The sequence below is a fragment of the Methyloparacoccus sp. NF-16 genome (assembly GCF_056880625.1).
On record NZ_CP174130.1, the window covers coordinates 493,225 to 519,887 of the forward strand.

Consider the following 26,663-nt stretch of genomic DNA (forward strand, 5'->3'; position numbering starts at 1 on the left):
GTTTGTTGTTGAATCAATGGCTTGCTAGCCGCTCACGGCTGGGCGGCACGTCGGGCGGGGGCTTATTCACCGCCGGAGCGGTGGATCTGAGCCGTACCGTCCGCCGCCAGGCTGCGGGCGATGGCGTCGTCGAACTGGGCCATCGCGGCATCGGTCAGCGGGTCGCTGGCCAGGCCGGCAGCGAACTCGGGGCGCACCGTGGCGGCATGGGCGCCGGCCGCGATCAACCGGCCGAAGATGTCGGCGTCGCGGATGCTGGCGGCGAGCAGCTGGACCCCGTCCCGTTGCAGGGCGATACAGGCCTGGACCAGTGGCCATATCTCCCGGCCTTCGGCGTGCAGCCGGCCAAGGTAGGGCGCGACGTACTGGGCGTTCTGCGCCCGCGCCCAGAGGAGTTGCATCGGGTTGGACAGGCCGGTGAGCAGCAGCGGCAGCCCCCAGGCATGGACTTCGCGGATCACGGGCGCCCAGGCCGGATGGCAGGGCAGCTTGATGGTCAGCCGGAGCCGCGCCTGACCGGCCTCGGGGAGCAGCCTGGCCAGCCAGTCGTGGGCCTCGGCGACATCGGCGCGCGGCAGTTGCAGCATCAGCTCCGGAAGCCGCAGTGCGCCGGCCGCCTGCACGAGCCGCAGGTAGGTGGCCAGTGTCACCGGCAGGCCTGCCTGCTCGACCAGCGCGGGGTTGGTGGTGACGCCCTGGAGCGGGGGGCAGCCGGCTGGCAGTCGCCAGGCGCGGGTGTCGGCAGTATCGAGGTAGAGCTTCATGCGGACGGCTCCTCCGGCGAAGGTGCTGGGGTTTAAGATCTACGGGTGTTGCCGGGCCATGATACCGGCGCCCGGGATTGCCGCCGAGCTCGCCGGTGCCGGATCGCTGGCCGCCCGGCGCGGTGTGCGATGTTGCCCTTAACCGATCGATCCGGGGGAATGAGCCCATGTTTTCCCTCCAGCGTTTGTCCGAACCCGCCCTGCGTAGGCTGCAGCGGCTTGTCTTCGGGATGGCGCTCCTGCCGGCGCTGTGGCTGTCCATTCTGGCGGCGGCCGATGGCCTCGGCGCGAATCCGATCGAGAAGCTGTTGCGCGATACCGGTTACTGGACCCTGACCCTGCTGCTGCTCACGCTGGCGGTGACGCCCCTGCGACGCCTGTCGCGCTGGAACTGGCTGGTCCGGCTGCGCCGCATGCTGGGGCTGTACGCCTTCTTCTACGCCTGTCTGCACCTTCTGGCCTATGTCGTGCTGGACCAGTTCTTCGACTGGTCCGGGATCGTCCGCGACATCGGCAGGCGGCCCTACATCACCGTCGGTTTCGGCGCTTTCCTGTTGCTGTTGCCGCTCGCCGCGACTTCCAGCGACGCCATGCGGCGACGGCTCGGCGGCCAGCGCTGGCGACGCCTGCACCGACTGGTCTACGTCATCGCCGTGGCCGGCGTGCTGCACTTCGCCTGGCAGGTGAAGAAGGATCTGCGTCGGCCGCTGATCTTCGCGGGCGTGCTGAGCGTGTCGCTGGGACTGCGGGCGCTGCTGCCGGCCGCCTCGGCGGGACGCGGCCGGATAGGTTCCGTGCCCGGCCGGTCTGAGTAGCCGGCGATCATCAACCGAGGAGCAGACCATGCGCTACCGTAACGACCTGTCGGAAAACGATGTCACCCCCGAATGGCTGTGGCGAAGCCGGCGCGCCTTCCTGCGCGATGCGCTGCTGGCGACGGCTGCCTGGGCCGCGTCGCCGCTCGTCGCCCGTGCCGCCGGGCTCGCTGCCGCGCCCAATCCGGCGTTCCGGCTGGCGGAGGAGCCCACCCCGCTGGACAAGGTGACCGGCTACAATAATTTCTACGAATTCGGCACCGACAAGGAGGAGCCGGCGCGACAGGCCGGCAGCCTCAGGACCCGGCCCTGGACGGTGACGGTGGACGGGGAGGTCAACAAGCCGCGTACCTTCGACATCGATGACATCCTCAGGCTGGCTCCCCTGGAGGAGCGCATCTATCGGCTGCGCTGCGTGGAAGCCTGGTCGATGGTCATTCCCTGGGTCGGATTTCCCCTTGCGGCCCTGCTGAAGCAGGTTGAACCGCGCGGCAACGCCAGGTTCGTGCAGTTTGTCTCGCTCGCCGACCGGCAGCAGATGCCGGATCTCGGGCGGGGCGTGCTGGATTGGCCCTACCGCGAGGGACTGCGCATGGACGAGGCCCTGCATCCGCTGACCCTGCTGACCGTCGGCCTGTACGGTCAGGTGCTGCCCAACCAGAACGGGGCGCCGGTGCGCATTGTCGTGCCCTGGAAATATGGTTTCAAGAGCGCCAAGTCGATCGTCGCCATCCGGCTGGTGGAGGCCATGCCGGCGACCAGCTGGAATCAGGCGGCACCCCGGGAGTACGGCTTCTACGCCAACGTCAATCCGGCGGTCGACCACCCGCGCTGGAGCCAGGCCAGGGAGCGTCGCATCGGCGATTTCTTCAAGCGTCCGACCTTGCCCTTCAACGGCTATGGCGAGCAGGTCGCCAGCCTTTACGCCGGCATGGATCTGGCCCGCCATTTCTGAGGCATGGTCCGATCATCCCCGTCGGGGCACACGGACTCATGAGGGCGTCGCCGATGCCGCCGTCGCCAGCCCGGCAGGCGCCGGCGGCGGCGCGTCGAACGGGGGCGCGGGCGTTATACTTGGGTTCGCGTCCACAACGGACGTGAATCTCGTCCTGTTGTCCACATCCAAACCCGAGGAAACCCCCCATGCGTTCCATCGCTTTGCTGAAGAAGACGGCCAGTCTCGCCGTTCTGCCGTTGACCCTCATGCTGGGCACGCCTTCCGTGCATGCCTTCAGTGGCCAGGGAACCGTGACGGTGGATGGCGGCAAGACGACCCTCGATCTCGCCCCGGCCTTCTTCAATATCTTTCCGTCGCTGGGCGCTTCCCTGACCCAGTACCAGCCGGCCAAGTTGCAGGGCACGCTCAACAACCAGAACCTCCGGGTCACCTTTCCCCTGGCAACCGGAACCCTGAATCCCAGTCGTCCGCAGCCGGAAATCGGTTTCTACGACCTGCAGCATCGCGGTGGCCTGAACCTGTACAGCCCCGGTACGAATTACGCGGTCGTCATGAATACATTTGAGCTGCACAACAGCAGCTCATGCTTTGCGGCGTCTCCCTGTCTGGAACTGGGGGTCACCGTGACGGTGAATGGCAAGGTGTTGGGACATGCCTCGAATTTTGCCCAGCACACTGGCGCCATCACCAGTTTCCCGCTGAAGAACGGCGTTGTGAAAATCGACAACGTGCCCCTGTTCCTGACGGCTACAGGGGCCAACTTGATGAACCAGTTCTTCGGACTGCTGCCGGGTGGTCCGCTGTATCTCCAGGAGGGCTTTTCCCTGGGTACCCTTTATGTCAAGGGTACCGGTGCGAGGGTCATCTGTCCGCCGAACACCGAATACAGCGCCAGCCAGCAGCGCTGCCGCTAGCGGCAGTACCGGCTCGCGCCGGCGAAGCCGCGCTCGCATTCCGGGACAGCGCCTGCTGTCCCGCCCCGCATCTGTCCGTACAAGAAGAACAAGCCAGGAGACGCCATGAGCAAGCCCAATGCCCCGTCCTGCCCCAGAATCGTTGTCATCGGCGGTGGCGCCGGTGGCCTGGAACTGGTCACCCAGCTCGGCAAGCAGCTCGGCCGCCGGGGAGAAGCGGAAATCACCCTGATCGATTGCAGTCGCACCCATATCTGGAAGCCGTTGCTGCACGAGGTCGCCGCCGGCACGCTGGATTCGCACGACGACGAGCTGGAGTATCTGGCCCAGGCCAGCGAGAACCACTTCCGCTTCGTGCTGGGCCGCATGAATGGCCTCGACCGCGCCAGCAAGCAGGTTCGCCTGGCGCCCCTGTACAGCGCCGGCGGCGAGCAGATCATGCCGGAGCGCAGCTACCCCTACGACATCCTGGTCATCGCCGTGGGCAGTGTCTGCAATGACTTCGGCATTCCGGGCGTGGCCGAGCACTGCATGTTCCTGGACACCACGGGCGAGGCCGAGCAGTTCCAGAACCGGCTGCTGGAGGCGTATCTGCGCGCCCAGGCGGCCGGCGGCACCCGCAAGCCCGGCGAGCTGGATGTCGCCATTGTCGGCGGCGGCGCCACCGGCATCGAGCTGTCCGCCCAGCTCTATCAGGCCGCGCGCTTGCTGAGTTCCTACGGGCTGGACAACATCAAGCCGTCCGACATCAGGATCCACATCCTCGAAGCCTCGCCGACGCTGCTGCCGGGCCTGCCCGAGCGCCTGTCCAACGCCACCCTGGCGCAGCTGCGCGGTCTCGGCATCGATGTCATGCTGGGCGTGAAGGTGGTCGAGGTGACGGCCGACGGCATGCAGACCGCCAGCGGCGACTTCGTGCGCGCGGCGGCCAAGGTCTGGGCGGCGGGCGTCAAGGCGCCGGACTTCCTCAAGGACATCGACGGCCTGGAAACCAACCGCATCAACCAGCTGCTGGTGCGGCCGACCCTGCAGACGACCCGCGACGACGACATCTACGCCATCGGCGACTGCGCCGCCTGCCCGTGGCCGGAAAAGGGCGCCAATGTGCCGCCCAGGGCGCAGTCGGCGCATCAGATGGCGAGCCGGGTACTGGGCAATCTGCGCCTGCGCCTCAGGGGGCGGCCACAGGAGGATTTCCGCTACCTCGATTACGGGTCGCTGGTATCGCTGGGCAAGTACAGCACGGTCGGCAACCTGATGGGCAACCTGATGGGATCGGTGATGATCGAGGGCTTCATCGCCCGGCTGGTCTACCTGTCCCTTTACAAGATGCACCAGCTGGCGCTGTTCGGCCCGTTCCGGGTCCTGCTGCTGATGGTTTCCTCGTTCTTCCGCAAGCGCATCCAGCCCAAGATCAAGCTGCACTGAGGGCGGAATGCTAGAATCCGGCCCTTTTTCCTCACACCCCATCGTCGACGGAGGACGTTCAGGCACATGGCAGGTCACAGCAAGTGGGCCAATATCCAGCACCGCAAGGGCGCCCAGGATGCCCGCCGGGGCAAGCTCTTCACCAAGCTGATCCGCGAAATCACCGTATCCGCACGCGCGGGCGGCGGCGAGCCGACCAACAATCCGCGGCTGCGGGCGGCCATGGACAAGGCGCTGGGCGCCAACATGTCCAAGGACACCATCGAGCGCGCGATCAAGAAAGGCACCGGCGCGGCGGATGGCGACAACTATGACGAAATCCGCTACGAGGGCTACGGCCCCGGCGGCATTGCCGTCATGGTCGACTGCCTCACCGACAATCGCCAGCGTACCGTGGCCGAGGTCCGCCATGCCTTCAGCAAGGCCGGGGGCAATCTCGGCACCGACGGCTCGGTGGCCTACCTGTTCACCAAGACCGGCATTCTCGGCTATCCGGCCGGTATCGACGAGGATCGCCTGATGGAGGCGGCGCTGGAGGCCGGCGCCGATGATGTGGTCGCCAACGAGGATCGGTCGGTCGATGTCCTCGTCAGTCCCGAACGGTTCGAGACCGTGCGCGATGCCCTGGCGGTGGCCGGCCTGCCGGCGGAGAATGCCGAGGTCACGATGCGCGCCAGCACCACCGTGGCCCTGGACGAGGAGGATGCCGGCAAGATGATCCGCCTGCTGGAGCGGCTGGAAGACCTGGACGACGTGCAGAACGTCTACTCCAACGCCGATATCAGCGAGGACATCCTCGCCAGGCTGGGATAAGGGATGCCGCAGGCGGCGTCTGGCGCGAGGCGCGGATTACCGAGGGGCACGGGCCCCGGCGTCGCGCCGGCCCGGGGGCCGGTGGGCCGTCCGAGGCGTCGCGCCTGATCATGGTCAGCATCCTCGGCATCGACCCCGGCTCCCGCTGCACCGGCTACGGCATCATCCACGACGGCATCAAGGGGCCGGTGCTGGTGACCTACGGCACCATCCGCACCGACAGCGACGACTTTCCCACCCGTCTCAAGCAGATCTATGAGGGCATCTATCAGGTTGCCCGCGAGTACCGGCCGACGGAAATGGCCATCGAGCAGGTGTTCATGGCCAGGAACGCCGATTCCGCCCTCAAGCTTGGCCAGGCGCGCGGCGCCGCCATCTGCGCCGGCATGAATGCCGGTCTGCCGGTCTTCGAGTACGCCGCGCGGCAGGTCAAGCAGGCCCTGGTCGGCAAGGGCAGCGCCGAGAAGTCGCAGGTTCAGCACATGGTCCGTTTCCTGCTGGGCGTCGATGCGGTCCTGCCGGCCGATGCCAGTGATGCCCTGGGCATCGCCATGTGCCATATCCACCACCGCCAGACCCATCGCCGCATGGCCCGGGCCGGGGTGCCGCCGCGATGATCGGTTTCCTGCGCGGCATCCTGATCGCCAAGAAACCACCCTCGCTGCTGGTGGAGGTCCGCGGGGTTGGCTACGAGGTCGACGCGCCCATGTCGACTTTTTACGCGCTGCCCGAGATCGGCGGCGAGGTAACCCTCTACACCCATCTCGCCATCCGCGAGGACGCCCACAGCCTGTTCGGCTTCGGCTCGGAGGCCGAGCGCAGCCTGTTCCGCACCCTCATCAGGGTCAATGGTGTCGGCGCCAAGCTGGCACTGGGCATCCTCTCGGGTCTCAGCGCCGAGGAGTTCCGCCGCGCCGTCGAACATCAGGACACCGCCCGCCTGGTTCGCCTGCCCGGCGTCGGCAAGAAGACCGCCGAGCGGCTCATCGTCGAGTTGCGCGACCGCCTGCCGGAAACCGGCAGCGTCACCCTGCCCGGCGCGGGGACCCTGCCGTTGCCCGAAGCCAGTCCGGTGGACGATGCCACCGCCGCGCTCGTTGCCCTCGGTTTCCGGCCGCAGGATGCCGCCGCCCTTGTCCGCAAGGTCCCGGTCGAGGGCAAGCGCAGCGAGGACATCATTCGCCTGGCCTTGCAGTCGGCGGGGAAATAAAGCTCATCCTGCCAGCGGAGTGAGGATTTCCCCGTTCATGGTGGCAGCACCCGATCGCGCCCAGAGAGAATCTTTCGCTGTTTTGGGGCTATGGTTTTCTGGCGTGCTTGCGCTGGTCGGCTGGTCGATCGTGCTGGCCGATGGGCATTTGGTCTATGCGCTTGACGATCCCTATATTCACCTGGCGGTTGCCGAATCCATTCTGCAGGGTGGCTATGGCGTCAACATGGGCGAGTATGCGGCGCCCAGTTCGTCCATTGTCTACCCATTATTACTGGCGCTCACGGAATGGGTCGGGCTTGGTGCGTGGGGGCCATTGGTTATCAATGTGCTGGCCATGGCGGCCGTGGTTTTTCTGGTGGGGAGGGTGGTTTCCCGCTGCCTGCGAAGCGATGGCTGTGGTCAGGCGCGCTTGTTTCCCCTTGCCGGCGTGCTGCCTGCTGCCACCGGGCTTTTGGTCTGCATGGCCTTGAATGCCTGGGGGCTGATCATGACGGGCATGGAGCATTCTCTGCACGTGCTCGCCGTCATGACGGTTTTCCTAGGTTTTCTGAAGGTCATCGAAGAGGATTCGCAAGCCCCCTGTTTTCTGGTGGCATCGATTATCGCCTTGCCCTTGATTCGCTTCGAGGGGATCGCCATGGCATTGTTTGCGCTGCTGGCATTGATATATCTGAGGCGTTGGCTGGCAGCGCTCGCGGTCACCTCCCTGTTGGTGCTGGTCCTGTGTGCCTGGCTGGGGTTTACGCAGGCCCTCGGGCTGCCGGTGTTGCCCAGTTCCGTTCTGCTCAAGTCGGGAGTCGCCGCGAGCATGGACGGACATGCTGGTGTTTCGCAACTGCTAGCGTCGGTTCTGGACAACCTCGGGGCATCCGTGAGCCGGCGGGAGGGCGCTTTGCTGCTGGCGGCGGCGGTCGTGGTTGGCGCTCTCGGTTGCCACGCATGGCAAAGGGGGTATCAGCGGATGGCTGTCGTGATTGGCGGGCTGGCGGTATTGACGGGCCTGTCGCACGTATGTTTCGGCCGTTATGGATGGTTCTCGCGCTACGAGATCTATGCGTACACCGCCGTGATCATTCCCGGATTCCTGCTTGTCAGGGTATCTTCCGTCCACGCAGTGGTGGCAGGGGCCAGCTTGATCGGGCTGTTGCCCGTTGCATGGCCGTATGCTGCCACCACATGGATGACGCCGCTGGCCTCGCGCAACATCTATCAGCAGCAATACCAGATGCATCGGTTCGTTGCGGATTATTGGAAGCGCCCTGTGGCTGTCAATGATCTGGGTCTGGTGAGCTACCACAACCCGGGTTTCGTCCTTGATCTGTGGGGGCTGGGTTCCGAGGAAATCCGCCGGATGAAGCTCGCCGGCACGCTGGATGCGCGGGCGATTGATGCATTGTTGAGCCGTCGGCAAGTTTCCCTGATGATGGCGTACGAGGATTGGTTCGCCGGACTGATCCCGGCCGGTTGGCAAAAGGTCGCGGTGCTGGAAACGTCAAGGATAACGGCGGCGAGCGGCAAGGTGGCCTTTTATGTCGGCGAGGACGTTGACCGGGCTGCAATGCGGGCATTGTTGCACGCGTTCGGCCAAACACTGCCGGCCGGCGCGGTTCTGCGCCTATCCCCCTCCTGAAAGCAGGCAAGCAAGCTCAATACCCTGCGGAATGCGGATGATCCCATGACCCAGTCCCGTCTCATCGCCCCCGGCGCCAGTCGTGAGGACGACGCTACCGATCGCGCCATACGGCCCCGGCGGCTGGCCGATTACGTCGGTCAAAAGGCCATGCGCGAGCAGCTCGGCATCTTCATCCAGGCGGCGCGCGGGCGCGGGGAGGCGCTCGACCATGTGCTGATCTTCGGCCCGCCGGGACTCGGCAAGACCACGCTGGCCAACATCGTCGCCAACGAGATGGGGGTGAACATCCGCCATACGTCCGGGCCGGTCCTGGAAAAGGCCGGCGACGTGGCGGCCCTGCTGACCAATCTCGAAGCCCATGACGTGCTGTTCATCGACGAGATCCACCGTCTCAGTGCGGTGGTCGAGGAGGTGCTGTACCCGGCCATGGAGGACTACCAGATCGATATCATGATCGGCGAGGGACCGGCGGCGCGGTCGATCAAGCTGGACATACCGCCGTTCACGCTGGTGGGGGCGACGACACGGGCGGGGCTGTTGACCTCGCCGCTGCGGGACCGCTTCGGCATCGTCCACCGGCTGGAGTTCTACACCACCGAGGAACTGGCGCTGATCGTCGGCCGCTCGGCGCGCATCCTCGGCGTCGACATGAATCCCGCAGGCGCCCTCGAGATCGCGCGTCGCTCGCGTGGCACGCCGCGCATCGCCAACCGGCTGCTGCGGCGGGTGCGCGATTTTGCCGAGGTGCTGGGCGACGGCACGGTGACGGCGGAGATCGCCGACCGGGCGCTGGAGATGCTGAAGGTCGACCGTCACGGTTTCGACCAGCTCGACCGCAAGCTGCTGGGGGCCCTGATCGAGCGCTTCGACGGCGGGCCGGTCGGGCTGGACAACCTGGCCGCCGCCATCGGCGAGGAGCGCGGTACCATCGAGGATGTGCTGGAGCCGTACCTGATCCAGCAGGGTTTCATCATGCGCACGCCGCGCGGCCGGGTCGCCACCCGCAGCGCCTGGCTGCATCTGGGGCTCAAGCCGCCGGCCGTGCCCACCGCCAGCGAGGATCTGTTTTCCTCATGAAGGATCAGCCTGCCGCCGGCGGAACCCTGTTTTCCTGGCCGGTACGCGTCTATTACGAGGACACCGACGCCGGCGGCCTGGTGTACCACAGCAACTACATCAAGTTCATGGAACGCGCCCGCACCGAATTCCTCCGCTCGCTGGGGTTCGAGCTCGACGCGCTGGAGCGCGACCAGCGGCTGCTGTTCGCCGTCCGCAGTCTGTCGATCGACTATCGCCGGCCGGCGCGGCTGAGCGACTGGCTGACGGTGACGCTCGACCTGGAATCGTTGCGGCCCGCCAGCCTGGCATTCGTGCAGCGGGTGCTGCGCGGCGGCGAACTGCTCTGCGATGGCCGGGTACGGGTCGCCGCGCTGTCCGCCGACAGCTTCCGGCCCATGGCGATACCCGATTTCATGTTCGAGCGGCTGGCCGCGCAGTGGCCGGGATGTCCGCTGCCGTCCGGCTCCGATGCAACACGAGGCGTGTAAGCCCATGACACCCGAACTTTCCCTGCTCAAGCTGATTCTCGATGCCAGCCCGGTGGTCCAGGCCGTGATGGCAATTCTGGTGCTGGCTTCCGTTGTCTCCTGGGCCTTCATTTTCGCCAAGTATCGCGAGATCAAGCGCGCCGAGGAAACCACCGACGAGTTCGAGGAGCGGTTCTGGTCCGGCATCGACCTGGCCGATCTGTACCGGCAGCTGGCCCGCGAGGACTACCAGACCGAGAGCCTGGAGAACATCTTCATGGCCGGCTTCAAGGAATTCGCCCGCCTGCGACAGGAGCCGAACATCGCCCCCGATGCGGTGATGGAAGGCGCGCAGCGGGTGATGCGGGTGTCGCTGAACCGCGAGCTGGAACTGCTGGACCAGCGCCTGCCCTTCCTGGCCACGGTCGGTTCCACCAGCCCCTACGTCGGCCTGTTCGGTACCGTCTGGGGCATCATGAATGCCTTCCGCTCGCTGGGCACGGCCAAGCAGGCTACCCTGGCCATGGTCGCGCCGGGCATTTCCGAGGCTTTGGTGGCGACAGCCATGGGCCTGTTTGCCGCCATTCCCGCCGTCATGGCCTACAACCGCTACGCGACGGAAATCGGCCGCCTTGCCAGCCGCTATGAGGCCTTCGCCGACGAATTCCTCAGCCTGCTGCACCGCAAGGCCCACGCCAAATGAATCCGCCCAGCGTCTCGCGTGGCCGCCAGCGGCGCCGTCCGATGGCCGAGATCAACGTCGTTCCCTACATCGACGTCACGCTGGTGTTGCTCATCATCTTCATGGTGACGGCGCCGATGCTGCAAACCGGGGTCGACGTCGAGCTGCCGCAGGCCGAGGCGCGCACCATCCACCCGGAAGACCGGCTGCCGATCGTCATCTCGGTCAAGGCCGACGGCACCCTGCTGCTGGACATCGGCGACCAGGCCGATGCGCCGGTGGACGCGGCCGTGCTGCCGGGCCGTGTAGTCGAGCAGCTGGCGCGCCAGCCGGGTTTGCCGGTGCTGATTCGTGGTGACCGCCAGGTGGATTACGGCCGCGTGGTGACCCTGATGGCGGCACTCAAGCGGGCCGGTGTCGAGCGTGTCGGCCTGATGACCCAGTCACCGCCGGAATGACGGCGGCCCGGAGGCAGTGCCGGCCCGGTGCCCTGCTGCTGTCATTGCTGTTGCATGCGGTCCTCCTGGCCCTGTTGCTGAACTGGCGCGAGGCGCCCAGCCGCCGGGCTGCGGCGGATGAGGCGGAGGTCATCGAGGCTGTCGCGGTCGAGGAAACGCCGCAGGACGCCCAGCGCAGGACCCGACGGCGCGAGCCGCCGGTGCCGCTCCCGGCCGCGCCGCCGGCGGAAGCCGAAAAGCGCCCGGATGAGCAGGCCGAGGCCCGCGCGGCGGCGCAGCGCGACGCCGCCAAGGCACTGTCGATCCAGCGCCAGCGGGAGGCCGAGGCGGAGCATCGGCGCCAGGCGGAATCGGCCGCCAGGCAACAGGCGCAGGCGCGCGCCGAAGCCGAGGCACGCCAGCGGGTGGCTGCGGAGGCTGCCCGGCGCAAGGCCGAGGATGACGCCCGCCGCCGGCTGGAAGCCGATGCCCGACGGCAGGCGGAACTGGTGGCCCGGCAACGGGCAGAAGCCGCCGCCCGGCAGCAGGCCGAGCGGGAGGCGGAAGCGGCGCGCCAGCAGGAAGCCCAGCGCCGTCAGGCCGAGCAGGCGGCGCGCGAGCAGGCCGAGCGTGCGGAAGCGGCGCGGCGCCAGGCCGAAGTCGAGGCCCGGCAACGGGCCGAGGCGCAATCCCGCCGCGAGGCTGCGGCCAGGGCCGAGCAACAGGCCGAGGAAAGTGCCCGCCGCGAGGCGCTGGCGCGGGAACAGGCGGAGCGGCAGGCCCGCCAGCGCGCCGCCGAAGAGGGCGCCGAAAAAGCCGCGCAGGCCTGGGTCAACCGCTATTTTCGCCCGCGCGTAGAGCGCGCCTGGCTGCGGCCGGCCTCCGCGACGTCCGGCATGTCCTGTAAAATCCAGGTCCGCCTGCAGGCGGACGGGCGTGTGTCCTCGGTGGACGCGGCTTGTTCCGGTGGCGACGCCGCCTTCGAGCGCTCGGCCGAGGCGGCCGTGCGCAAGGCCGCACCATTCCCGATGCCGACCGATACCCAGGTGGCCGAGCAGCTTCTGGGGCAGACCGTTTCCTTCCGCTTCAATCCCCATTGAATCCAATGGCCAGAGCCACATGATCCGCTTTCCATCGATCCCGCCATGGCTGCCCGGCTTGCTGGCGCTGCTGGCCGTGACGGCCCGCGCCGAACTCACGGTCGACATCACCCAGGGGGTCGAGGGCGCGCTGCCGATCGCCATCGTGCCATTCGGACAGACGGAGCCGGCAGGCGACAATCTGGCCCAGATCATCGCCGCCGACCTGGAATCCAGCGGCCGCTTCACGCCCATGCCGGCGGCGCAGCTGCCCGAGCGTCCGGTGCCGCCCGGCGCCGTCAACTTCCCGCTCTGGCAGAGTGCGGGCCAGGAACACATCGTCGTCGGCCGGGTGACCCCCGGCAGCGCCGGTGCGCCTTTCGAGGCGGAATACGTGCTGTACGACGCCATGCGCGGCAGCCAGCTGCTGGCCGAGCGGGTCGCCTTCAAGGCCGCCGATGCCCGGCGCGCGGCGCATCGCATCGCCGACCGCATCTACCAGCAGCTGACCGGCGAGCGCGGTGTGTTTGCCACGCGCATCACCTATGTCACCGCCAGCGGCTCGGGCAAGTCGCGTACCTACCGGCTGTATGTGGCCGATGCCGACGGCCAGGACGCGCGCGAGGTGATCAGTTCGCCCGAGCCGCTGATGTCGCCGGCCTGGTCGCCGGACGGCAAGCGGATCGCCTATGTCTCCTTCGAGGAGCACGCGGCGGCCGTGTTCGTGCAGGATCTCGCCACCGGGGGCCGGCGCAAGGTTTCCGCCACGCCCGGCATCAACGGCGCGCCGGCCTGGTCGCCGGATGGCGCGATGCTGGCGCTGACGTTGTCGAAGGACGGCAACCCGGATATCTACACGCTGGATCTCGTCTCCGGCGCCTTGCGTAGGCTGACCCAGGATGACGCCATCGAGACCGAGCCGGGTTTCGCGCCCGATGGCCGCTCGCTGGTCGTGACCTCGGATCGTGGCGGCAAGCCGCAGCTGTACCGGCTGCCGGTCGGCGGCGGCGAGCCGCAGCGGCTGACCTTCGACGGCGACTACAACGCCCGCGGGCAGTTCTCGCCGGATGGCCGCAGCCTGATCCTGGTGCATGGCGATGGCGGCGCCTTCCGCATTGCCCGGCTGGATCTCGGGACGCGCGAGCTGATCCCGCTGACCAAGGGACGCCTGGACGCCTCGCCAAGCTTCGCGCCCAACGGCCGCGTCGTCCTCTACACCCGCAAGGAGGGTGGCAGCGATCAGCTGGCAACGGTTACGATAGACGGCCGCTGGCATCGTGCCTTGCCGGCCAAGGCGGGCGACGTGCGCGGCGCGGCCTGGTCGCCCTGAGCGTGCAACGGCGGGAGCAAATCGAGATGAATCGCACAAGGTCGGTGGGTGGGCTGGTCGCCTTGGCGCTGGCGGCGGCACTGGGTGCTTGCAGCACGCGCGGCGGGATGGATGGCGGGGCTGCCGGACGTGCCGGAGCAGGGTATGGCGATGCGGCTGGCGGCCGTCATGGCGCCCGCGCCGCCGGCTATGGGCAGGATGCGGCAGGTGCCGCTCCGCGGCCATCGCAGACGGTGATCCTGTTCGGCTACGACAGCGACGACGTTCTGCCGCAATACCAGCCCGTGGTCGCCGCGCATGCCGATTACCTGGCCAGTCATCCCGGCGAGTCGGCGGTGCTCGAAGGGCATGCGGACGAGCGCGGTTCCCCCGAATACAACGTCGCCCTCGGCGAGCGCCGTGCCAGGTCGGTGCTCAAGAGCCTGCGCCTGCAGGGCGCGGGCGACGAACAGTTGCGGCTATTGAGCTATGGGGAGGAAAAGCCCGCCGTGGCCGGCCATGACGAATCCGCCTGGCAGCAGAACCGGCGGGTCGAAATCGTTTACACAGGACCATGAAATCGCACATGAATGTCGACGCCCTGCGCAATGGCGCCCTGATCTCGGCCTTGCTGGCCGTGGCCCCGGTCTGGGCGGAGCCCGCCGATTACGGCCGGGACGAAGCCGGCTATGCCACCACCACCCTGGATTCACGCGTCTCGCGACTGGAAAAGCGTCTGGCGGGTCAGCCGCTGACCGAGATGTCGCACGATATCGACCGTTTGCAGGAGGAGCTGCGCAAGCTGCGTGGCCAGGTCGAGGAACTGCGCAACGGGTTCGAGCGGGGGCGCCGGCAGGATCGGGAGCAGATCGCCGCCCTGGAGCGCCGGAACCAGGATCTGGAAAGCCGGCTGGCGCTGGTGTTGCCGCCGGGCACGCTCGCATCCCCGCCCCCAGCCATTGCGCCCGCAACCGATCCCGATGCGCCGGTGACCCTGACCGCCGGCGGCGCGACACCGGCCGGCGCCATGCCGGGTGGCGTCGGCGTCAGTCCCGAGCCGCTGCCGAATCCCGCAAATCCTGCTTCCGCGGTGCCGCCGGCCGTGCCGGTCCAGGAGGCCATTGCCCCGCCACCGCCGCCTCCCCCCGATCCGCGGGTGCGCCAGGGCGACTACGAGCGCGCCTTCGAAACCCTCAAGGCCGGCCGCTATACCGACGCCATCGCCGAGTTCCAGACCTTCGTCGCCAAGTATCCGACCGGCGATTTCAGCGATAACGCGCACTACTGGCTGGGCGAGGCGCACTACGTCAACCGCGACTATGCCGCTGCCCGCGAGGCCTTCAAGCGCATGGTGGCGGATTTCCCGCAGAGCGCCAAGGTGCCGGACGCGCAGCTGAAGCTGGCCTTCATCGAGTACGAGAATGCGCAATACGCCAAGGCGCGCAGCATTCTCAACGACGTCATCAAGCGCTATCCCGACAGCAGCGCCGCCCGCATGGCCGAGAAACGCCTGGAGCGGATGAAGCTGGAAAACCGCTGATCCGTCCGTGACCACGTTGCGCGTGACGGAAATCTTTCGCTCGTTGCAGGGCGAATCGCGGACGGTCGGCTGGCCGACGGTGTTCGTCCGCCTGACCGGTTGTCCGCTGCGCTGTGTCTGGTGCGACACTGCCTATGCCTTCAGCGGTGGCATCCGTAAGTCGCTGGAGGACATTCTCGCCGAGGTCGCCGGGTTCGCGCCGCGCCGCGTCTGCGTCACCGGCGGCGAGCCGCTGGCCCAGCCGGCCTGCCTCGCGCTGCTGGAGGCGCTGGTCGCGGCGGGTTACGAGGTTTCGCTGGAAACCTCGGGCGCCATCGATGTGTCCGGGGTTCCGCCGCAGGTCGTCAAGGTGATGGACCTGAAGCCGCCGGGGTCGGGCGAGATGGCCGCCAATCGCTACGAGAACCTGGATTTCCTGCGACCGCTCGATCAGCTCAAGTTCGTCATCCGTGACGAGCAGGACTATCTCTGGTCCCGCGAGCTGGTGCGGGAAAAAGGGCTCGCCGAGCGCTGCGAGGTGCTGTTCTCGCCGGTCGCCGGCGCGATGGAGCCCGCCGAGCTCGCCGAGCGCATCCTGCGCGACCACCTGGAGGTACGTTTCCAGCTACAGCTGCACAAGCTGCTGTGGGGTGATCGGAGCGGCGTATGAGCCAGCCGGCGGTCGTCTTGCTCTCGGGCGGGCTGGATTCCGCCACCGTGCTGGCCATTGCCCGTTCCCAGGGGTATGCCTGCCATGCGCTGAGCTTCGACTACGGTCAGCGCCATGGCGCGGAGCTGCGGGCGGCGGAGCGGGTGGCGGACGCTTTCGGGGTGGTCGAGCGCAAGCGTATCCACATCGGTCTCGACGCCATCGGCGGCTCGGCCCTGACCGACGCCGCCATCGCCGTTCCCGACCAGCCGCAGGAAGGCGTCATTCCCGTCACCTACGTGCCGGCGCGCAATACCGTGTTCCTGGCGTTCGCCCTGGGCTGGGCCGAGGTGCTGGGCAGCACCGACATTTTCATCGGCGTCAACGCCGTGGACTACTCCGGCTATCCGGATTGCCGCCCCGCCTTCATCCAGGCCTTCGAGACGCTGGCCAACCTGGCCACCAAGGCCGGCGTCGAGGGGGCGCGCTTCCGGATCCATACCCCGCTGATCGACCTGTCCAAGGCCGAGATCATCCGCGCCGGGACCCGGCTCGGCGTGGATTACGGCCTCACCGTATCCTGCTACTCCGCCGACCCCGACGGCCGCGCCTGCGGCGTCTGCGACGCCTGCCGCCTGCGTGCCGCCGGCTTCACGGCCGCCGGCCTGCCCGACCCGACGCGCTATCGACACGCCCGTTAAGCCGGTCGCGAGTCCTGCGCGCCGGGTGATGGCGGGCAATCGGGCTCGAAGGCCGATGCTTGCCGCCGGGAGCCCTGTTGTCAGTTGCCCTCGGGGCGTTCTCCCGTACCACCTTTAGCCTTGCTCGATCGCCGCCAACTGGGCATCAGGGGCAACCCGGTTCGACGGCTTCGCCAATTGGATGACCGCCAGGACCAGGATCGGCGCGAGGATGTAGCTGCCGGTGACGGCCTGCAGCAGGGTTCTTGCGCCGTCGAGGCCGGGCTGGTCGCTCAGGGCGACCCACCAGGTAACGCCGAGCTGGAACAGCACGATGCCGGCCCAGAACAGGGGCGCAAACAGCCCCTGGCCGGGAAACCCGGCGAGCCGGGGGCCGGTGCCCTGGCGGCGGTCGAGCCAGGCATCGATCCAGCGGTTGACCAGAATCGTCGCCAGCGCAACCACGAACCAGCCGCAGTAGTTCGCGAAGGTCACGCCGAAATGCACGCCGGGATTCGGGTAGTGGTAGATGTTGCCGAGGAACCAGTAGGCACCCAGGTTGGCGACGGGATCGACGATGAGATCGACCACCACCATCAGGAACGCGCCGAGCAGTACCGTCGGCCAGGCGCGCCGGATTTCCGGCGACGTGACGCGTTGCACGTCGCAACCGCGGATCGACAGCGGCGACATGAAGAACTGCGCGAACGAGAAGCTGACGTAGCTCAGGAACGAGAAGGACAGGGTATCGAAGAAGGGAACCCCCAGGATGACCAGATCCCGGCTCAGGGCATCGTAATGGTAGGTATAGACGCCGAACGGAATGCCATGATTGATGCTGCCCCATTCAGCCACCAGCGCGATTGCATAGCTGCTCGCCACCCACAAGATGGTGCGGGTGCGGCCCTGCTCCAGCCAGGACAGCAGCAGAAAGAACAGCATGAACAGGGTGACATAGGGACGATGGGTGAAGGACCAGATCAGTTGTTCGAACACGGGTGAATCTTGCCGGAATCGGGAGGGATGACGGGGCTGGGCTTGGTATACAGCGCAGTTTCGGGGGAGTATCGTAACCGATGAGGGTTGTGGTATCGGCTCAATAGCCCAGCATCGCACGGCCCGACGTCACGGTGGGTTTCCATGAAGTTTCGATTACGGAGGCAATCATGTCCAACGGCGCGAATGAAGGTTTGATCGGTTCCATCGGCAGGCTGGTCAGGAATGTCCTGAATACCCTGTCCGGCAAGGCGGCCCCGGTGGTCGACCAGGCCCGCGAGGCGGCGGCCGAGGTGGCCGGCGAGGCCAGGGAAGCGGCCGACAGGCTGGCCCAGGGCTCCAGCGAGGTGGCGGGCGAGGCGCGGGAAAAGGTGGCTGAGGTGGTCGACAAGGTTGCCGAGGCCACCGGGGAACTGGTGGAAGAGGTCAGGCAGAGCGCGCCGAAAATGCTCGACCAGGCCCGCGGGACGGTTGCCGAGGCGGTCGAGGACATCGGTGCCGCCGCCGCCGAGGTCAAGGAAAAGCTCGCGGGCGTCAAGGACACCGTGGCTGGCGCTGCCAGCAAGGCGGGCGAGGTGGCGGAAGGGCTGCTGGAGGACGCCAGGGGCGAACTGCGCGAACTGAAGGACGAGGCGGCCAGGCTCGCCGAACAGGCCGGCCAGACCGCGACCCGCGTTGTCGCCGGGGCTGGCGAGGAACTGGAGCAGCTGAAACAATCCACCGAGCATCTGGCGGAACAGGTCAGGGCCGAGGCGGCGCAGGCGAAGGAAAAGCTGGCCAGCCGTGGCAAGGCGCTGGCCGAGGAAGCCCGCGAAAGCCTTGGCGAGATACAGCAGGCGGCGGAGACATTGGAGGATCGAGCCCAGGCCGAGGCCGGCAAGGCTGCCCGTCAGGTGGCCGACGCCGCGGGCCAGCTGGCGCAGGACTCGCGCGAGTCCCCGGGCGAGGCGGCCGAGAAAGGCCAGGCATCGGTGAAGAAGGCGGCCGAGGCCAGCAAGGATCAGCCCGCCGCGGATGGGTGAGGGCCGCCGGCCCGGTCAACCGTAGGGTACTGACCGGGCCATCTGGTGCCGGTTTTTCTCGGCCGGTCGCGCCGGCAGCCTTGCTGGCCCGCCGGCCAGACGCGGATGCCGCCATCGGGGCCCGCCACGCGGATACGGGCCCGCGAGCGTGCGGCCGTTCAGCGATCAGCCTCGTTCACGGGCCGGCCTCGGCTTGCCGCATCCCCCGGCATGGCAACCCTCCCTGACGCTGGTTCCCGCCAGCCGCGAGGTTCACGATTCCGGTCTCGCGATCGGCCGTTCATAACCCTAGCGGCCGTCGGGCCAGATACGGATGAAGCCGTCGCGGTTCGGCATGCGCACGGCCGGCAGCGTCCTGGCGTTCATCTCGGCATCCTCGGCGATCAGGCCGTTGAGGTGCAGCACGTAGGCCGTGACTGCGTAGACCTGATCGTCCGACAGGCTGCGCGGCGCATTCAGGGGCATGGCGCGGCGCACGAAGTCGAACAGCGTGGTGGCGTAGGGCCAGTAATTGCCCACCGTCCGGTCCGGGTGGGGGCCATCCAGCGCGGAACCGCCGGCGAGTTCGCCGGCGCTGCCGCCCGAACCTTTCGCGCCGTGGCAGGCGGCGCACTGGCTGTCATAGAGGCCTCTGCCCTCCCGCGCCGAGCCCCGGCCGGATGGCAGGCCGCTGCCATCCGGGAAGACGTGGCTGTCGAGGGCGGCGATCTCCGCGGCGGTCGCCGGCCTGCCCAGCCGGGGCCCCTCGGGCGCCGCCCGGGCCTCCGCCGCCATGGCCACGAGGACCAGCAGCAGGGCGTGGCGCCAGCTCCATGGAGCAATCCGTCGCTCGCGAGCGGTCCGGGCTGGCCATGCTCCGGCCAGCCTGCGGCTGTCAGGCATAGACATGGCTCAGGCTCCCGTCGGTCGCCACCGCCCAGGACACGATGGCGTTGTAGTGGAAATAGCCGTTGCGGCCCCGCTCGGCGATCAGGGTGGCGCGCTCCGGCTGCTGGTAGCCGGTCTCGTCGCTGGCACGGCTCTTCAGCACCCGTGGCGAACCATCCCAGCGCCAGGGCAGGCGGAAACGGGTAAAGCATTTCGACAGCACCGGCTCCTGCAGCGCGGCTTCGGCCCAGGTCCTGCCTCCGTCGGCCGACACCTCGACCTTGCGGATCCTGCCGCGTCCGCTCCAGGCGAGGCCGCTGATCTGGTAAAGCCCCGGGCCGCGCAGCCGGAAGCCGGGCGAGGGCTGGGTGATCAGCGACTTGGCCTCCATCAGGAAAGTGAATTGCCGCGCCTTGCCATCCGGTTGCAGTTCGCTGTACTGGGCCGTCTCGTTGCGGGCCATGACCGGTTCCCGCGCCGCCTGCAATCGCTGCAGCCACTTGACGTTCAGCACCGCCTCCCAGCCGGGCAGGATCAGCCGCAGCGGATAACCGTTTTCCGGGCGGATGCGCTCGCCGTTCTGGTACAGCGCCAGCAGGGTATCGTCCAGCGCCTTTTCCACCGGAATGCTTACGTTCATGGCCGCCGCGTCGGCGCCCTCGGCGATCAGCCAGCGGGCATCGGGCAGCAGTCCGGCCTCGTCGAGCAGGGTTGCCAGCGGCACCCCGGTCCACTCGCTGCACGAGGCCAGCCCGTGAAAATAGCCGACCGGCGTCTGGATCGGTTCCTCATGCCAGCCGGCGTTGCTGTTGCCGCCGCATTCGACGAAGCAGAGCCGCGACACCATCGGATAGCGCAGCAGATCCTCGATCGAGAGGCTGAGCGGCTTCCCGAACAGGCCATGCAGCAGCAACCGGTGCCGGTCGGGGTCGATCTGCGGCACGCCGTTGTGATGGCGCTCGAAATGCAGGCCGTTGGGGGTGAGCGTACCTTCCAGCCGGTGCAACGGGGTCCAGGAAATGCCGTTGCCTGGCGCCGCCGGATTGGCCGATATCCAGCGGATGGTCTCCCGTTCGCGCGGCGATGGCTGGCCATAGTTGCTGAACGGTGCGCCGGGCGTCTTCATCCAGGGCGGGAGGTCGGCGGCCGGTGCGTCCATGCCGGTCAGCAACAGGCCGGTTCCCGCGCCGATCCCCAGGCTCTGGCGCAGGAACAGCCGGCGGTCCAGAAGGCCGCCGCCGGCCACCGGCTGCAAGTCGTCATCCAGGCGTGGGGTTTCTCGGGTCATGATTCACCACCGTTTTTGCGGCCGATCATAGCTGATTGGCGATGCGATGACGGCGTGGTCTGGCGGCCCTGGTGGTGAACACCAGGGCCGAGGGCAGCGGGCTACGAGCCGCATCATTTGGACGCCGGGCATGGATGGGACAGGTGGCGATGACTGCCGTGGCCGGTGGCATCCCGCGTCCCTCGGTGCTCCCGCTCGTCTGTCGGAAGCTGGTCCATTCCGCAACGCACCGGGCATGGCCGGAACCGGGGGATCGGGGCAACCTGATGTCCGGCAAGCCATCTCGTCCGGGCGGGGTTTGGTCTGGGTAGGCAAGATTGGTTAGCATGGGGCCATGTTCCACGGCTTCGTTTTCCCACTCTTCCGGCTCGGCTGCCCATGCGTCTTCCTGTTTTGTCGGTAACCTCCCATCCCGGCTGGATGGGGCTCCTGGCCGGGCTGTTCGGGGTCCTGGCGTTGCGCCTGCCGCTGTTTGCGATACCGGCCGCTGCCCTGGTGGCCTTGCCGGTCCTGCGGGCAGGCCTGTTGCCGGGCGGCATCGCCTGGCTGGTCGGCACGGCGGTGGTCGCGGGTGGCTGGTACGGGCTCGGGCTGCCGCCAGGACAGATCGTGCCGCTGGTTTTCCTGCTCTGGCCGGTGGTGGTGCCGATGGCCGAGATGTTGCGTCGTAGCGGCGAGCTGCAGCTTCCGCTCCTGATGGCGGGTGCCGCCATGCTGGCTGGGGTGCTGGCGATGCACGGGATCACCGGCGATGTGGTGGCGTTCTGGCAGGCCTGGCTGCGGCACGCGCTGGAGGGAATGCCCGGAGGGGCGGCCGGGACGCTCGATGTCGGCGGCGGCCTGCGCTTGATCAACGGCTTTCTGACGCTGCTGTTCGGCCTGGGCCTGTTGCTGTCGCTGTTGCTGGCGCGTTGGCTACAGGCGCGCATGGGCGGCCGGGAGCGCCTTTCCGGGGAATTCCGGCGGCTGGCGCTGCCGCGCTGGGTGCTGCCGCTGGCGGTGGCGCTGGTCTGGGCCGGCGGCCTGTGGGATGCGATGCTGCTGGCCGACATCCTCATGGTCGGCATCTTGGTCTATGCCTTCGTCGGGCTGGCAGTCATCCACGGCGTGATCGAGGTGCGCGGCCGGCCCCAGGGCTGGGCGCTGCCGGCCTACATCCTGCTGGCTTTTTTCCCGCCGCAGGCACTGGCGGTGCTGGCGCTGGTCGGAGCGGTCGATACCTTCGCGCATTTCCGTGTGCAGCAACCCCGGCGTGGCTGACCGCGCCGGTTCGGCCATCCGAGAACCGCATCCGCCATGATTCCCTTCCGCGATACCGTTCCCCTGCAGAACACGCCCTGGGTGACCTGGACGCTGATCCTGGTCAACCTGCTGATGTTTCTCTATGTCGACAGCCTGGAACCGGACGCGGAGCGCGCGTTCCAGTATCTGCACGGGCTGGTGGCGGCGCGCTACATGCGGCCCGACTGGGCGGCCGCGGTCGGGTTTCCCGAGGACTACATGCCGTTCGTCACCAGCATGTTCCTGCACGGCAGCTGGCTGCACCTGATCTTCAACATGTGGCTGCTGTGGATCTTCGGCGACAACATCGAGGACCGCATGGGCGGCGTGCGCTTCGTGGCCTTCTATCTGCTCTGCGGGCTGATCGCCGGCCTGACGCACATCTATGCCAATCCCATCTCGACCATGCCGACCATCGGCGCCTCCGGCGCGGTGGCGGGGGTCATGGGGGCCTATTTCTTCCTGTTTCCCTATGCCCGCATCGTCATCTGGGTGCTGTTCCTGCCGATCTTCGTCGAGGTGCCGGCCATCGCCTTTCTCGGCATCTGGGTCATCATCCAGCTCTACAAGGTCACCACCGCCCTCGGCACCAGCGGCTACAGCGACGTGGCCTGGTTCGGCCACCTGGGCGGCATCCTGGCCGGGATGTTTCTGTACCGCCCGTTCCTGTTGCCGAGCCGGCAGCGAAGCGATTTCCGCTCCCACGCCTAGGTACCGCCATGCCCTATCGGCCACATGCCAGCGAGCGGGTTGTCCACACGGTCGAGCGGGCGGCGTTCGCGGCGCGGTTGCGTCCGTTGCTGCCGCCGGGCGGCCTGATCGCCGAGCCGGAGGGGCTGGGGCCCTATGCCTGCGATGGCCTGACGCTGATCCAGCAGCGGCCCTGGCTGGTGGCGCTGCCGGAAACCGTCGGCCAGGTGCGGGACGTGCTGCGCGCCTGTCACGCGGCCGGCGTGCCGGTGGTGCCGCGCGGTGCCGGCACCGGTCTCTCCGGCGGCGCCCTGCCGCTGGCGAACGGCCTGTTGCTGAGCCTGGCCCGGCTCAATCGCATCCTCGCCATCGACCCGGTCAATCGCACCGCCCGGGTGCAGCCCGGCGTCCGTAACCTGTCCATTTCCGAGGCCGCCGCCGCGCACGGGCTGTATTACGCGCCCGATCCCTCCTCGCAGATCGCCTGCACCATCGGCGGCAACGTTGCCGAGAATGCCGGTGGCGTGCATTGCCTGAAATATGGCCTGACCGTGCACAACGTGCTCGCCGTGACCCTGCTGACCATGGATGGCGAGTCGCTGACGCTGGGCGGCAGTGGCCTGGACGGGCCGGGGCTGGATCTGCTGGCGCTGGTTTGCGGCTCCGAAGGTCTGCTCGGCGTCGTGGTGGAGATCGTCGTGCGGCTGCTGCCCTGCCCGCCGGTAGCCCGCACCCTGCTGGCGGCGTTCCCCAGCATCGAAGCGGCCGGTGCGGCGGTGGCCGACATCATCGCAGCCGGTCTGGTACCGGCCGGGCTGGAGTTCATGGACAACGCCATCATCCGCGCCGCCGAGGATTTCATCCATGCCGGCTATCCGGTCGATGCCGCCGCACTGTTGCTGTGCGAACTGGACGGCTTGCCGGAGCAGGTCGAGGGTGATGCGGCAAGGGCCGAGGCGGTGCTGCGCGCGAGCGGTGCCGTCGAGGTGCGCCGTTCCGGCGACGAGGCCGAGCGCCGGCGTTTCTGGGCCGGGCGGAAGGCGGCGTTTCCCGCCGTCGGCCGCATCGCCGCCGATTACTACTGCATGGACGGCACCATTCCGCGCCGCCGGCTGGCCGAGGTGCTGGGCCGGATCGCGGAGCTGGCGCAGCGCCACGGGCTGGCGGTGGCCAATGTCTTCCATGCCGGCGACGGCAATCTGCATCCCCTGATCCTGTTCGATGCCGGCCGGCCCGGCGAACGCGAGCAGGCCGAGGCGCTGGGTGCGGCCATCCTGGAGGTCTGCATCGATGCCGGCGGGACCGTTACCGGCGAGCATGGGGTCGGGGTGGAGAAGATCGACCAGATGTGCGCGCAGTTCGCCCCGGCCGAACTGGCGCAGTTTCACGCGGTGAAGCGCGCGTTCGATCCGGCCGGCCTGCTGAACCCCGGCAAGGCCATTCCCAGCCTGCCGCGCTGCGCCGAGTTCGGCGCCCTGCACGTGCATCGCGGCCGCCTGCCGCATCCCGAGCTGGAGCGGTTCTAGGCGTCTGCCCGGTTTTCCGGCATCCGGGAAACACGCAACCCCTTCCTGCTCGTGCGGCGGGGAGCCCGGGTTTTCGGGTGCGGCATCCAGCCTGCCGAGAACCCATACCCTTGGGTGCGTGCTCCGGGGCTATTAACCCGGCCATTTTTTATCGAACGGCTACAAACCATGGAAGCCTTGTGTGGCGCGGCAACTGACCCCATGGCCGTACGTTTTATTGTGGTCGGAGTAATAGCACGATTGCTCTCGCCGAAGCCCGAGTTGTCCAGGACGCTTGCGGAAGGTGCCGGATCGCCTACGGGTGGCCAACTGTGGAGTCCGGGCCATAAAAAAACCCGGCCAGGTGGCCGGGTCTTTTATTTGTGATGATTCATCGGCGGTAGGTGGCCTGGGTTGACGTGTCGCGGAAATCCAGCCTGTAGTCTCGATCCTGAAAATAAAATCAGGTTTGCAGTGGGGCTCTGGTCGCCAATGCAAGAAAGCAAAGCGGCGAGCCCGATTTCTGAAGCCCGCCGCGATAATACTAATCTATGGGAGATTTACGGTTGCTTTCTTTAATTGAGTTTCTTATTCAGTGTGCGATCTTCACAAGCCCCGATCGTATAGTTGGTTTCGGTGACGTCAGGGTTGGTCGATCCAGCAGACTTTCTGAACTGAATGGTGTAATTGCCGCTCGGTATCTTGGTAAAGTTACTGTCCGGCCTTGATCTGCCATAAAAGCCAACTGCATTTGAGCTTCCTTGTGCAGCTAGGGTGCTGCTCGAGTTGATTACACGGATATCAACGTTGTTTCTCGGCCCCTCTGTGCATATACCTAAAAGGCAGACGTCTCTGCTTATATATCCGCCCAATGAGCCATAGGACTGATAGTAACATTCAGGATAAACGCTTTTGTCCAAAGTCTTGCTTTCGCAAGCCGGGATCTCGAAATTCTCAACCACTTCATCCGGGTTGGTCGATGCGGAATTGTTGCGGAACTCGATCCGGTACGTACCGCCCGGAATGATGTCGATCCCATAGACCCCGAGTACTGTCGTTGCTTGGGCAATCGTGCCGCTACTATCCACAACGCGCACGTTGACGCCTGATCTCAGTGCTGCCAGTCCGGACTTTAAAGGGTCAGTGACTGTTCCTTTCAGTGAGCCATTCAGGCAGGCATCCGAGGTGGTGGCCCGTGCGGACTTGATCACCACATTCGAGTTGATCACTGTCGGATAGCCCTGATAGGAGAACCTTACCTTGTAGGTTCCTTTCGGTATGTACAGATCCTGCGGGAGATAATCCTCCTGCCAGTTCGGCGGGATGGCATAGGTGCCTCTTACGGGATCCAGTATGCCGGTACCGGCCAGACTTTTCCCGCTGGCGATGATCTCATCCTGATCGTTCAGGACTTCAATGTTGGCATCGTCACGCTTGAGCGCTCCCAAGAGAGCGGATGCATACCGAACCAGACCCTCCAGGCGACCCACCGGCGGTGCCTCGCGGACCTCGACCGGGGTCCGGCTGCTGCCGGCGAGGAAAATGGCGTTCTTTTTCTCCAGGTAATAATTGTCGGCGTCCACCTCGATGCGTTGCACGCCGATACCGCCGAGCAGGCCAGGCAGTAGCGGCGAAACATTGTCGAATGCGAACAGACCCCAGCGGTTGCTCATGGCGGTGGGTTTCTGCGAGCCAGCCGCGGTTGTGGTGACCACGTCCGCCGCGGTCAGGACGGTAATCCTGGCGTTCTGGATGGCCTTGCGCCGGAAGCCGCTACCCGTGAAGACAGTGCCTTCGAGCCTGCCAGCGGTAGGAATCAACCAGATTTTGCCGGCACCAGCCAGCGCCTGTTCCAGCGGGATGGTGACCTCGCGATAGCCGATATGGCCCACGCGCAGGGAGACGGCGCCCGCGGGCAGCTTGATCTTGTAGTCGCCGTCCTTGTTGGTGATGCCGAACCAGAGCGGCCAGCCCGACTTGTTCATGACCGTGATCGACGACATCGCCAGCGGCAGCTGGTTCAGGTCGATCGTTTCCGGCAGCAGCAAGGCGAGCACATCCTTGATTTCCTGGGGAAGGTTGGGGATCAGGGCCAGAACCTGGTCGCGATTGAAAACCAGGAACTGGCTGATGGCCTGACGGATGGCGTTATTCAGCAGGGTTTTATCGGCATTTTCGATGAAGTCGATGATATCTTCCGGATCCTTGGCGTTGTTGATGAGGTTTTGCAGTGGGTTCTTGACGACGTCAGGCAGCTCAAGCCCTGCCAGGGCCTGTTCCAGCAACTGATTGAAGGTTTCCGGTGACAGTCGGGCGAGGTTCCGCAACAGCAGGAACGGATCGACCTGTGCCGCTACCTTGCCTTGAAGTTCGGTGGGCGAGGGGGCGGCCTGGGCCGGGATGGCTGGCCACCCGAGGGACAGCACCATCAGGGCTGTCAGGCAAAAGCGTGTGAGGTACATGAAATGCCTCCTGATATTAATGCAAATAAAGTCTTCCCTTAAACCATTGCTGTGTCTCGTGATATAGTTCTTTTTGATGTCTTAGGGCGTGATCATTTGGGAATGATTCTTATTTTTCCGCGAAAGGCTATTG

At 66.8% G+C, this 26,663-nt stretch carries 27 protein-coding genes; 22 read left to right on the plus strand and 5 right to left on the minus strand.

Annotated elements, in window-relative coordinates:
* Positions 1–62: 62 nt before the first annotated feature.
* Entirely contained in the window at positions 63–764 is a 702-nt protein-coding gene (locus tag ACH5N8_RS02305) for a transaldolase family protein (RefSeq protein WP_483282343.1), read from the minus strand.
* Positions 765–931: 167 nt separating this feature from the next.
* On the opposite strand from ACH5N8_RS02305, the gene ACH5N8_RS02310 reads away from it, so the two are divergent.
* The 18 genes from ACH5N8_RS02310 to queC all read left to right on the plus strand — a co-directional run bounded on the left by ACH5N8_RS02310 (position 932) and on the right by queC (position 16,440).
* Positions 932–1,579, plus strand: a complete 648-nt coding sequence (locus tag ACH5N8_RS02310) for a protein-methionine-sulfoxide reductase heme-binding subunit MsrQ (RefSeq protein WP_483282344.1) — start codon at positions 932–934, stop codon at positions 1,577–1,579.
* 28 nt (positions 1,580–1,607) lie between these two features.
* Positions 1,608–2,534, plus strand: a complete 927-nt coding sequence (msrP, locus tag ACH5N8_RS02315) for a protein-methionine-sulfoxide reductase catalytic subunit MsrP (protein WP_483282345.1) — start codon at positions 1,608–1,610, stop codon at positions 2,532–2,534.
* Between the two features lie 188 nt (positions 2,535–2,722).
* Entirely contained in the window at positions 2,723–3,451 is a 729-nt protein-coding gene (locus ACH5N8_RS02320; RefSeq protein ID WP_483282346.1) for a hypothetical protein, read from the plus strand.
* Between the two features lie 105 nt (positions 3,452–3,556).
* Positions 3,557–4,879, plus strand: coding sequence for an NAD(P)/FAD-dependent oxidoreductase (locus ACH5N8_RS02325; RefSeq protein ID WP_483282347.1), 1,323 nt, complete (start codon positions 3,557–3,559; stop codon positions 4,877–4,879).
* Positions 4,880–4,945: 66 nt separating this feature from the next.
* The gene (locus tag ACH5N8_RS02330; RefSeq protein WP_460027426.1) at positions 4,946–5,692 is read left to right on the plus strand and encodes a YebC/PmpR family DNA-binding transcriptional regulator; all 747 of its coding nucleotides are present in this window, start codon (positions 4,946–4,948) and stop codon (positions 5,690–5,692) included.
* A 110-nt stretch (positions 5,693–5,802) separates the two neighbouring features.
* On the plus strand, positions 5,803–6,309 hold the full coding sequence (gene ruvC, locus ACH5N8_RS02335) for a crossover junction endodeoxyribonuclease RuvC (protein ID WP_460027425.1): 507 nt from the start codon (positions 5,803–5,805) through the stop codon (positions 6,307–6,309).
* The gene (gene ruvA / locus ACH5N8_RS02340) at positions 6,306–6,902 is read left to right on the plus strand and encodes a Holliday junction branch migration protein RuvA (protein ID WP_460027424.1); all 597 of its coding nucleotides are present in this window, start codon (positions 6,306–6,308) and stop codon (positions 6,900–6,902) included. The genes ruvC and ruvA overlap by 4 nt, the downstream gene beginning before the upstream one ends.
* Before the next feature lie 37 nt (positions 6,903–6,939).
* Entirely contained in the window at positions 6,940–8,535 is a 1,596-nt protein-coding gene (locus tag ACH5N8_RS02345; protein ID WP_483282348.1) for a hypothetical protein, read from the plus strand.
* A 45-nt stretch (positions 8,536–8,580) separates the two neighbouring features.
* On the plus strand, positions 8,581–9,615 hold the full coding sequence (ruvB, locus tag ACH5N8_RS02350) for a Holliday junction branch migration DNA helicase RuvB (RefSeq protein ID WP_460027423.1): 1,035 nt from the start codon (positions 8,581–8,583) through the stop codon (positions 9,613–9,615).
* The gene (ybgC, locus tag ACH5N8_RS02355; RefSeq protein ID WP_460027422.1) at positions 9,612–10,085 is read left to right on the plus strand and encodes a tol-pal system-associated acyl-CoA thioesterase; all 474 of its coding nucleotides are present in this window, start codon (positions 9,612–9,614) and stop codon (positions 10,083–10,085) included. The genes ruvB and ybgC overlap by 4 nt, the downstream gene beginning before the upstream one ends.
* Before the next feature lie 4 nt (positions 10,086–10,089).
* Positions 10,090–10,767 (plus strand): protein TolQ, encoded by a 678-nt coding sequence (gene tolQ / locus ACH5N8_RS02360; RefSeq protein ID WP_460027421.1) that lies wholly within the window; start codon positions 10,090–10,092, stop codon positions 10,765–10,767.
* On the plus strand, positions 10,764–11,204 hold the full coding sequence (gene tolR / locus ACH5N8_RS02365) for a protein TolR (protein WP_483282349.1): 441 nt from the start codon (positions 10,764–10,766) through the stop codon (positions 11,202–11,204). Before tolQ ends, tolR begins: the two co-directional genes overlap by 4 nt.
* On the plus strand, positions 11,201–12,283 hold the full coding sequence (gene tolA / locus ACH5N8_RS02370; RefSeq protein WP_483282350.1) for a cell envelope integrity protein TolA: 1,083 nt from the start codon (positions 11,201–11,203) through the stop codon (positions 12,281–12,283). The genes tolR and tolA overlap by 4 nt, the downstream gene beginning before the upstream one ends.
* 19 nt (positions 12,284–12,302) lie before the next feature.
* Positions 12,303–13,592: a Tol-Pal system beta propeller repeat protein TolB gene (gene tolB, locus ACH5N8_RS02375; protein ID WP_483282351.1), complete on the plus strand. Its 1,290-nt coding sequence runs from the start codon at positions 12,303–12,305 to the stop codon at positions 13,590–13,592.
* 26 nt (positions 13,593–13,618) lie between these two features.
* Positions 13,619–14,149, plus strand: a complete 531-nt coding sequence (gene pal, locus ACH5N8_RS02380; RefSeq protein WP_483282352.1) for a peptidoglycan-associated lipoprotein Pal — start codon at positions 13,619–13,621, stop codon at positions 14,147–14,149.
* A gap of 8 nt (positions 14,150–14,157) precedes the next feature.
* The gene (gene ybgF / locus ACH5N8_RS02385) at positions 14,158–15,111 is read left to right on the plus strand and encodes a tol-pal system protein YbgF (protein WP_460027416.1); all 954 of its coding nucleotides are present in this window, start codon (positions 14,158–14,160) and stop codon (positions 15,109–15,111) included.
* 7 nt (positions 15,112–15,118) lie between these two features.
* Positions 15,119–15,760: a 7-carboxy-7-deazaguanine synthase QueE gene (queE, locus tag ACH5N8_RS02390; protein WP_483282353.1), complete on the plus strand. Its 642-nt coding sequence runs from the start codon at positions 15,119–15,121 to the stop codon at positions 15,758–15,760.
* Positions 15,757–16,440, plus strand: a complete 684-nt coding sequence (gene queC / locus ACH5N8_RS02395; RefSeq protein WP_460027414.1) for a 7-cyano-7-deazaguanine synthase QueC — start codon at positions 15,757–15,759, stop codon at positions 16,438–16,440. Before queE ends, queC begins: the two co-directional genes overlap by 4 nt.
* A gap of 114 nt (positions 16,441–16,554) precedes the next feature.
* Here queC and ACH5N8_RS02400 read toward each other — a convergent pair whose 3' ends face one another.
* Positions 16,555–17,415, minus strand: coding sequence for a carotenoid biosynthesis protein (locus ACH5N8_RS02400; RefSeq protein ID WP_483282354.1), 861 nt, complete (start codon positions 17,413–17,415; stop codon positions 16,555–16,557).
* 170 nt (positions 17,416–17,585) lie between these two features.
* On the opposite strand from ACH5N8_RS02400, the gene ACH5N8_RS02405 reads away from it, so the two are divergent.
* The gene (locus ACH5N8_RS02405; RefSeq protein WP_483282355.1) at positions 17,586–18,437 is read left to right on the plus strand and encodes a hypothetical protein; all 852 of its coding nucleotides are present in this window, start codon (positions 17,586–17,588) and stop codon (positions 18,435–18,437) included.
* A gap of 288 nt (positions 18,438–18,725) precedes the next feature.
* Here ACH5N8_RS02405 and ACH5N8_RS02410 read toward each other — a convergent pair whose 3' ends face one another.
* Both ACH5N8_RS02410 and soxC read right to left on the minus strand, forming a co-directional pair.
* The gene (locus ACH5N8_RS02410) at positions 18,726–19,325 is read right to left on the minus strand and encodes a c-type cytochrome (protein ID WP_483282356.1); all 600 of its coding nucleotides are present in this window, start codon (positions 19,323–19,325) and stop codon (positions 18,726–18,728) included.
* Complete coding sequence (soxC, locus tag ACH5N8_RS02415) at positions 19,312–20,592, minus strand: sulfite dehydrogenase (RefSeq protein WP_483282357.1); 1,281 nt, start codon at positions 20,590–20,592, stop codon at positions 19,312–19,314. Before soxC ends, ACH5N8_RS02410 begins: the two co-directional genes overlap by 14 nt.
* A gap of 378 nt (positions 20,593–20,970) precedes the next feature.
* Between soxC and ACH5N8_RS02420 the strand changes: the two genes are divergently transcribed.
* From ACH5N8_RS02420 to ACH5N8_RS02430, 3 genes are read left to right on the plus strand one after another with little or no spacing between them, the layout of a single operon-like run.
* Positions 20,971–21,852 (plus strand): hypothetical protein, encoded by an 882-nt coding sequence (locus ACH5N8_RS02420; protein ID WP_483282358.1) that lies wholly within the window; start codon positions 20,971–20,973, stop codon positions 21,850–21,852.
* 36 nt (positions 21,853–21,888) lie between these two features.
* Positions 21,889–22,584 carry a rhomboid family intramembrane serine protease gene (locus ACH5N8_RS02425; RefSeq protein ID WP_483282359.1) on the plus strand — a complete coding sequence of 232 codons (696 nt, stop codon included), beginning with the start codon at positions 21,889–21,891 and terminating at the stop codon, positions 22,582–22,584.
* An 8-nt stretch (positions 22,585–22,592) separates the two neighbouring features.
* Positions 22,593–24,089: an FAD-linked oxidase C-terminal domain-containing protein gene (locus tag ACH5N8_RS02430; RefSeq protein WP_483282360.1), complete on the plus strand. Its 1,497-nt coding sequence runs from the start codon at positions 22,593–22,595 to the stop codon at positions 24,087–24,089.
* Between the two features lie 554 nt (positions 24,090–24,643).
* Here the strand turns inward: ACH5N8_RS02430 and ACH5N8_RS02435 are convergent.
* On the minus strand, positions 24,644–26,530 hold the full coding sequence (locus tag ACH5N8_RS02435) for a carboxypeptidase-like regulatory domain-containing protein (RefSeq protein WP_483282361.1): 1,887 nt from the start codon (positions 26,528–26,530) through the stop codon (positions 24,644–24,646).
* Positions 26,531–26,663: the final 133 nt, after the last annotated feature.

Excerpts from the sequence above, each read along its gene's own strand:
- ACH5N8_RS02305 (WP_483282343.1), bottom strand. The coding sequence starts at position 764 with ATGAAGCTCTACCTCGATACTGCCGACACCCGCGCCTGGCGACTGCCA.
- ACH5N8_RS02310 (WP_483282344.1), top strand. The coding sequence starts at position 932 with ATGTTTTCCCTCCAGCGTTTGTCCGAACCCGCCCTGCGTAGGCTGCAG.
- msrP (WP_483282345.1), top strand. The coding sequence starts at position 1,608 with ATGCGCTACCGTAACGACCTGTCGGAAAACGATGTCACCCCCGAATGG.
- ACH5N8_RS02320 (WP_483282346.1), top strand. The coding sequence starts at position 2,723 with ATGCGTTCCATCGCTTTGCTGAAGAAGACGGCCAGTCTCGCCGTTCTG.
- ACH5N8_RS02325 (WP_483282347.1), top strand. The coding sequence starts at position 3,557 with ATGAGCAAGCCCAATGCCCCGTCCTGCCCCAGAATCGTTGTCATCGGC.
- ACH5N8_RS02330 (WP_460027426.1), top strand. The coding sequence starts at position 4,946 with ATGGCAGGTCACAGCAAGTGGGCCAATATCCAGCACCGCAAGGGCGCC.
- ruvC (WP_460027425.1), top strand. The coding sequence starts at position 5,803 with ATGGTCAGCATCCTCGGCATCGACCCCGGCTCCCGCTGCACCGGCTAC.
- ruvA (WP_460027424.1), top strand. The coding sequence starts at position 6,306 with ATGATCGGTTTCCTGCGCGGCATCCTGATCGCCAAGAAACCACCCTCG.
- ACH5N8_RS02345 (WP_483282348.1), top strand. The coding sequence starts at position 6,940 with ATGGTGGCAGCACCCGATCGCGCCCAGAGAGAATCTTTCGCTGTTTTG.
- ruvB (WP_460027423.1), top strand. The coding sequence starts at position 8,581 with ATGACCCAGTCCCGTCTCATCGCCCCCGGCGCCAGTCGTGAGGACGAC.
- ybgC (WP_460027422.1), top strand. The coding sequence starts at position 9,612 with ATGAAGGATCAGCCTGCCGCCGGCGGAACCCTGTTTTCCTGGCCGGTA.
- tolQ (WP_460027421.1), top strand. The coding sequence starts at position 10,090 with ATGACACCCGAACTTTCCCTGCTCAAGCTGATTCTCGATGCCAGCCCG.
- tolR (WP_483282349.1), top strand. The coding sequence starts at position 10,764 with ATGAATCCGCCCAGCGTCTCGCGTGGCCGCCAGCGGCGCCGTCCGATG.
- tolA (WP_483282350.1), top strand. The coding sequence starts at position 11,201 with ATGACGGCGGCCCGGAGGCAGTGCCGGCCCGGTGCCCTGCTGCTGTCA.
- tolB (WP_483282351.1), top strand. The coding sequence starts at position 12,303 with ATGATCCGCTTTCCATCGATCCCGCCATGGCTGCCCGGCTTGCTGGCG.
- pal (WP_483282352.1), top strand. The coding sequence starts at position 13,619 with ATGAATCGCACAAGGTCGGTGGGTGGGCTGGTCGCCTTGGCGCTGGCG.
- ybgF (WP_460027416.1), top strand. The coding sequence starts at position 14,158 with ATGAATGTCGACGCCCTGCGCAATGGCGCCCTGATCTCGGCCTTGCTG.
- queC (WP_460027414.1), top strand. The coding sequence starts at position 15,757 with ATGAGCCAGCCGGCGGTCGTCTTGCTCTCGGGCGGGCTGGATTCCGCC.
- ACH5N8_RS02405 (WP_483282355.1), top strand. The coding sequence starts at position 17,586 with ATGTCCAACGGCGCGAATGAAGGTTTGATCGGTTCCATCGGCAGGCTG.
- ACH5N8_RS02410 (WP_483282356.1), bottom strand. The coding sequence starts at position 19,325 with ATGTCTATGCCTGACAGCCGCAGGCTGGCCGGAGCATGGCCAGCCCGG.
- soxC (WP_483282357.1), bottom strand. The coding sequence starts at position 20,592 with ATGACCCGAGAAACCCCACGCCTGGATGACGACTTGCAGCCGGTGGCC.
- ACH5N8_RS02420 (WP_483282358.1), top strand. The coding sequence starts at position 20,971 with ATGCGTCTTCCTGTTTTGTCGGTAACCTCCCATCCCGGCTGGATGGGG.
- ACH5N8_RS02425 (WP_483282359.1), top strand. The coding sequence starts at position 21,889 with ATGATTCCCTTCCGCGATACCGTTCCCCTGCAGAACACGCCCTGGGTG.
- ACH5N8_RS02430 (WP_483282360.1), top strand. The coding sequence starts at position 22,593 with ATGCCCTATCGGCCACATGCCAGCGAGCGGGTTGTCCACACGGTCGAG.
- ACH5N8_RS02435 (WP_483282361.1), bottom strand. The coding sequence starts at position 26,530 with ATGTACCTCACACGCTTTTGCCTGACAGCCCTGATGGTGCTGTCCCTC.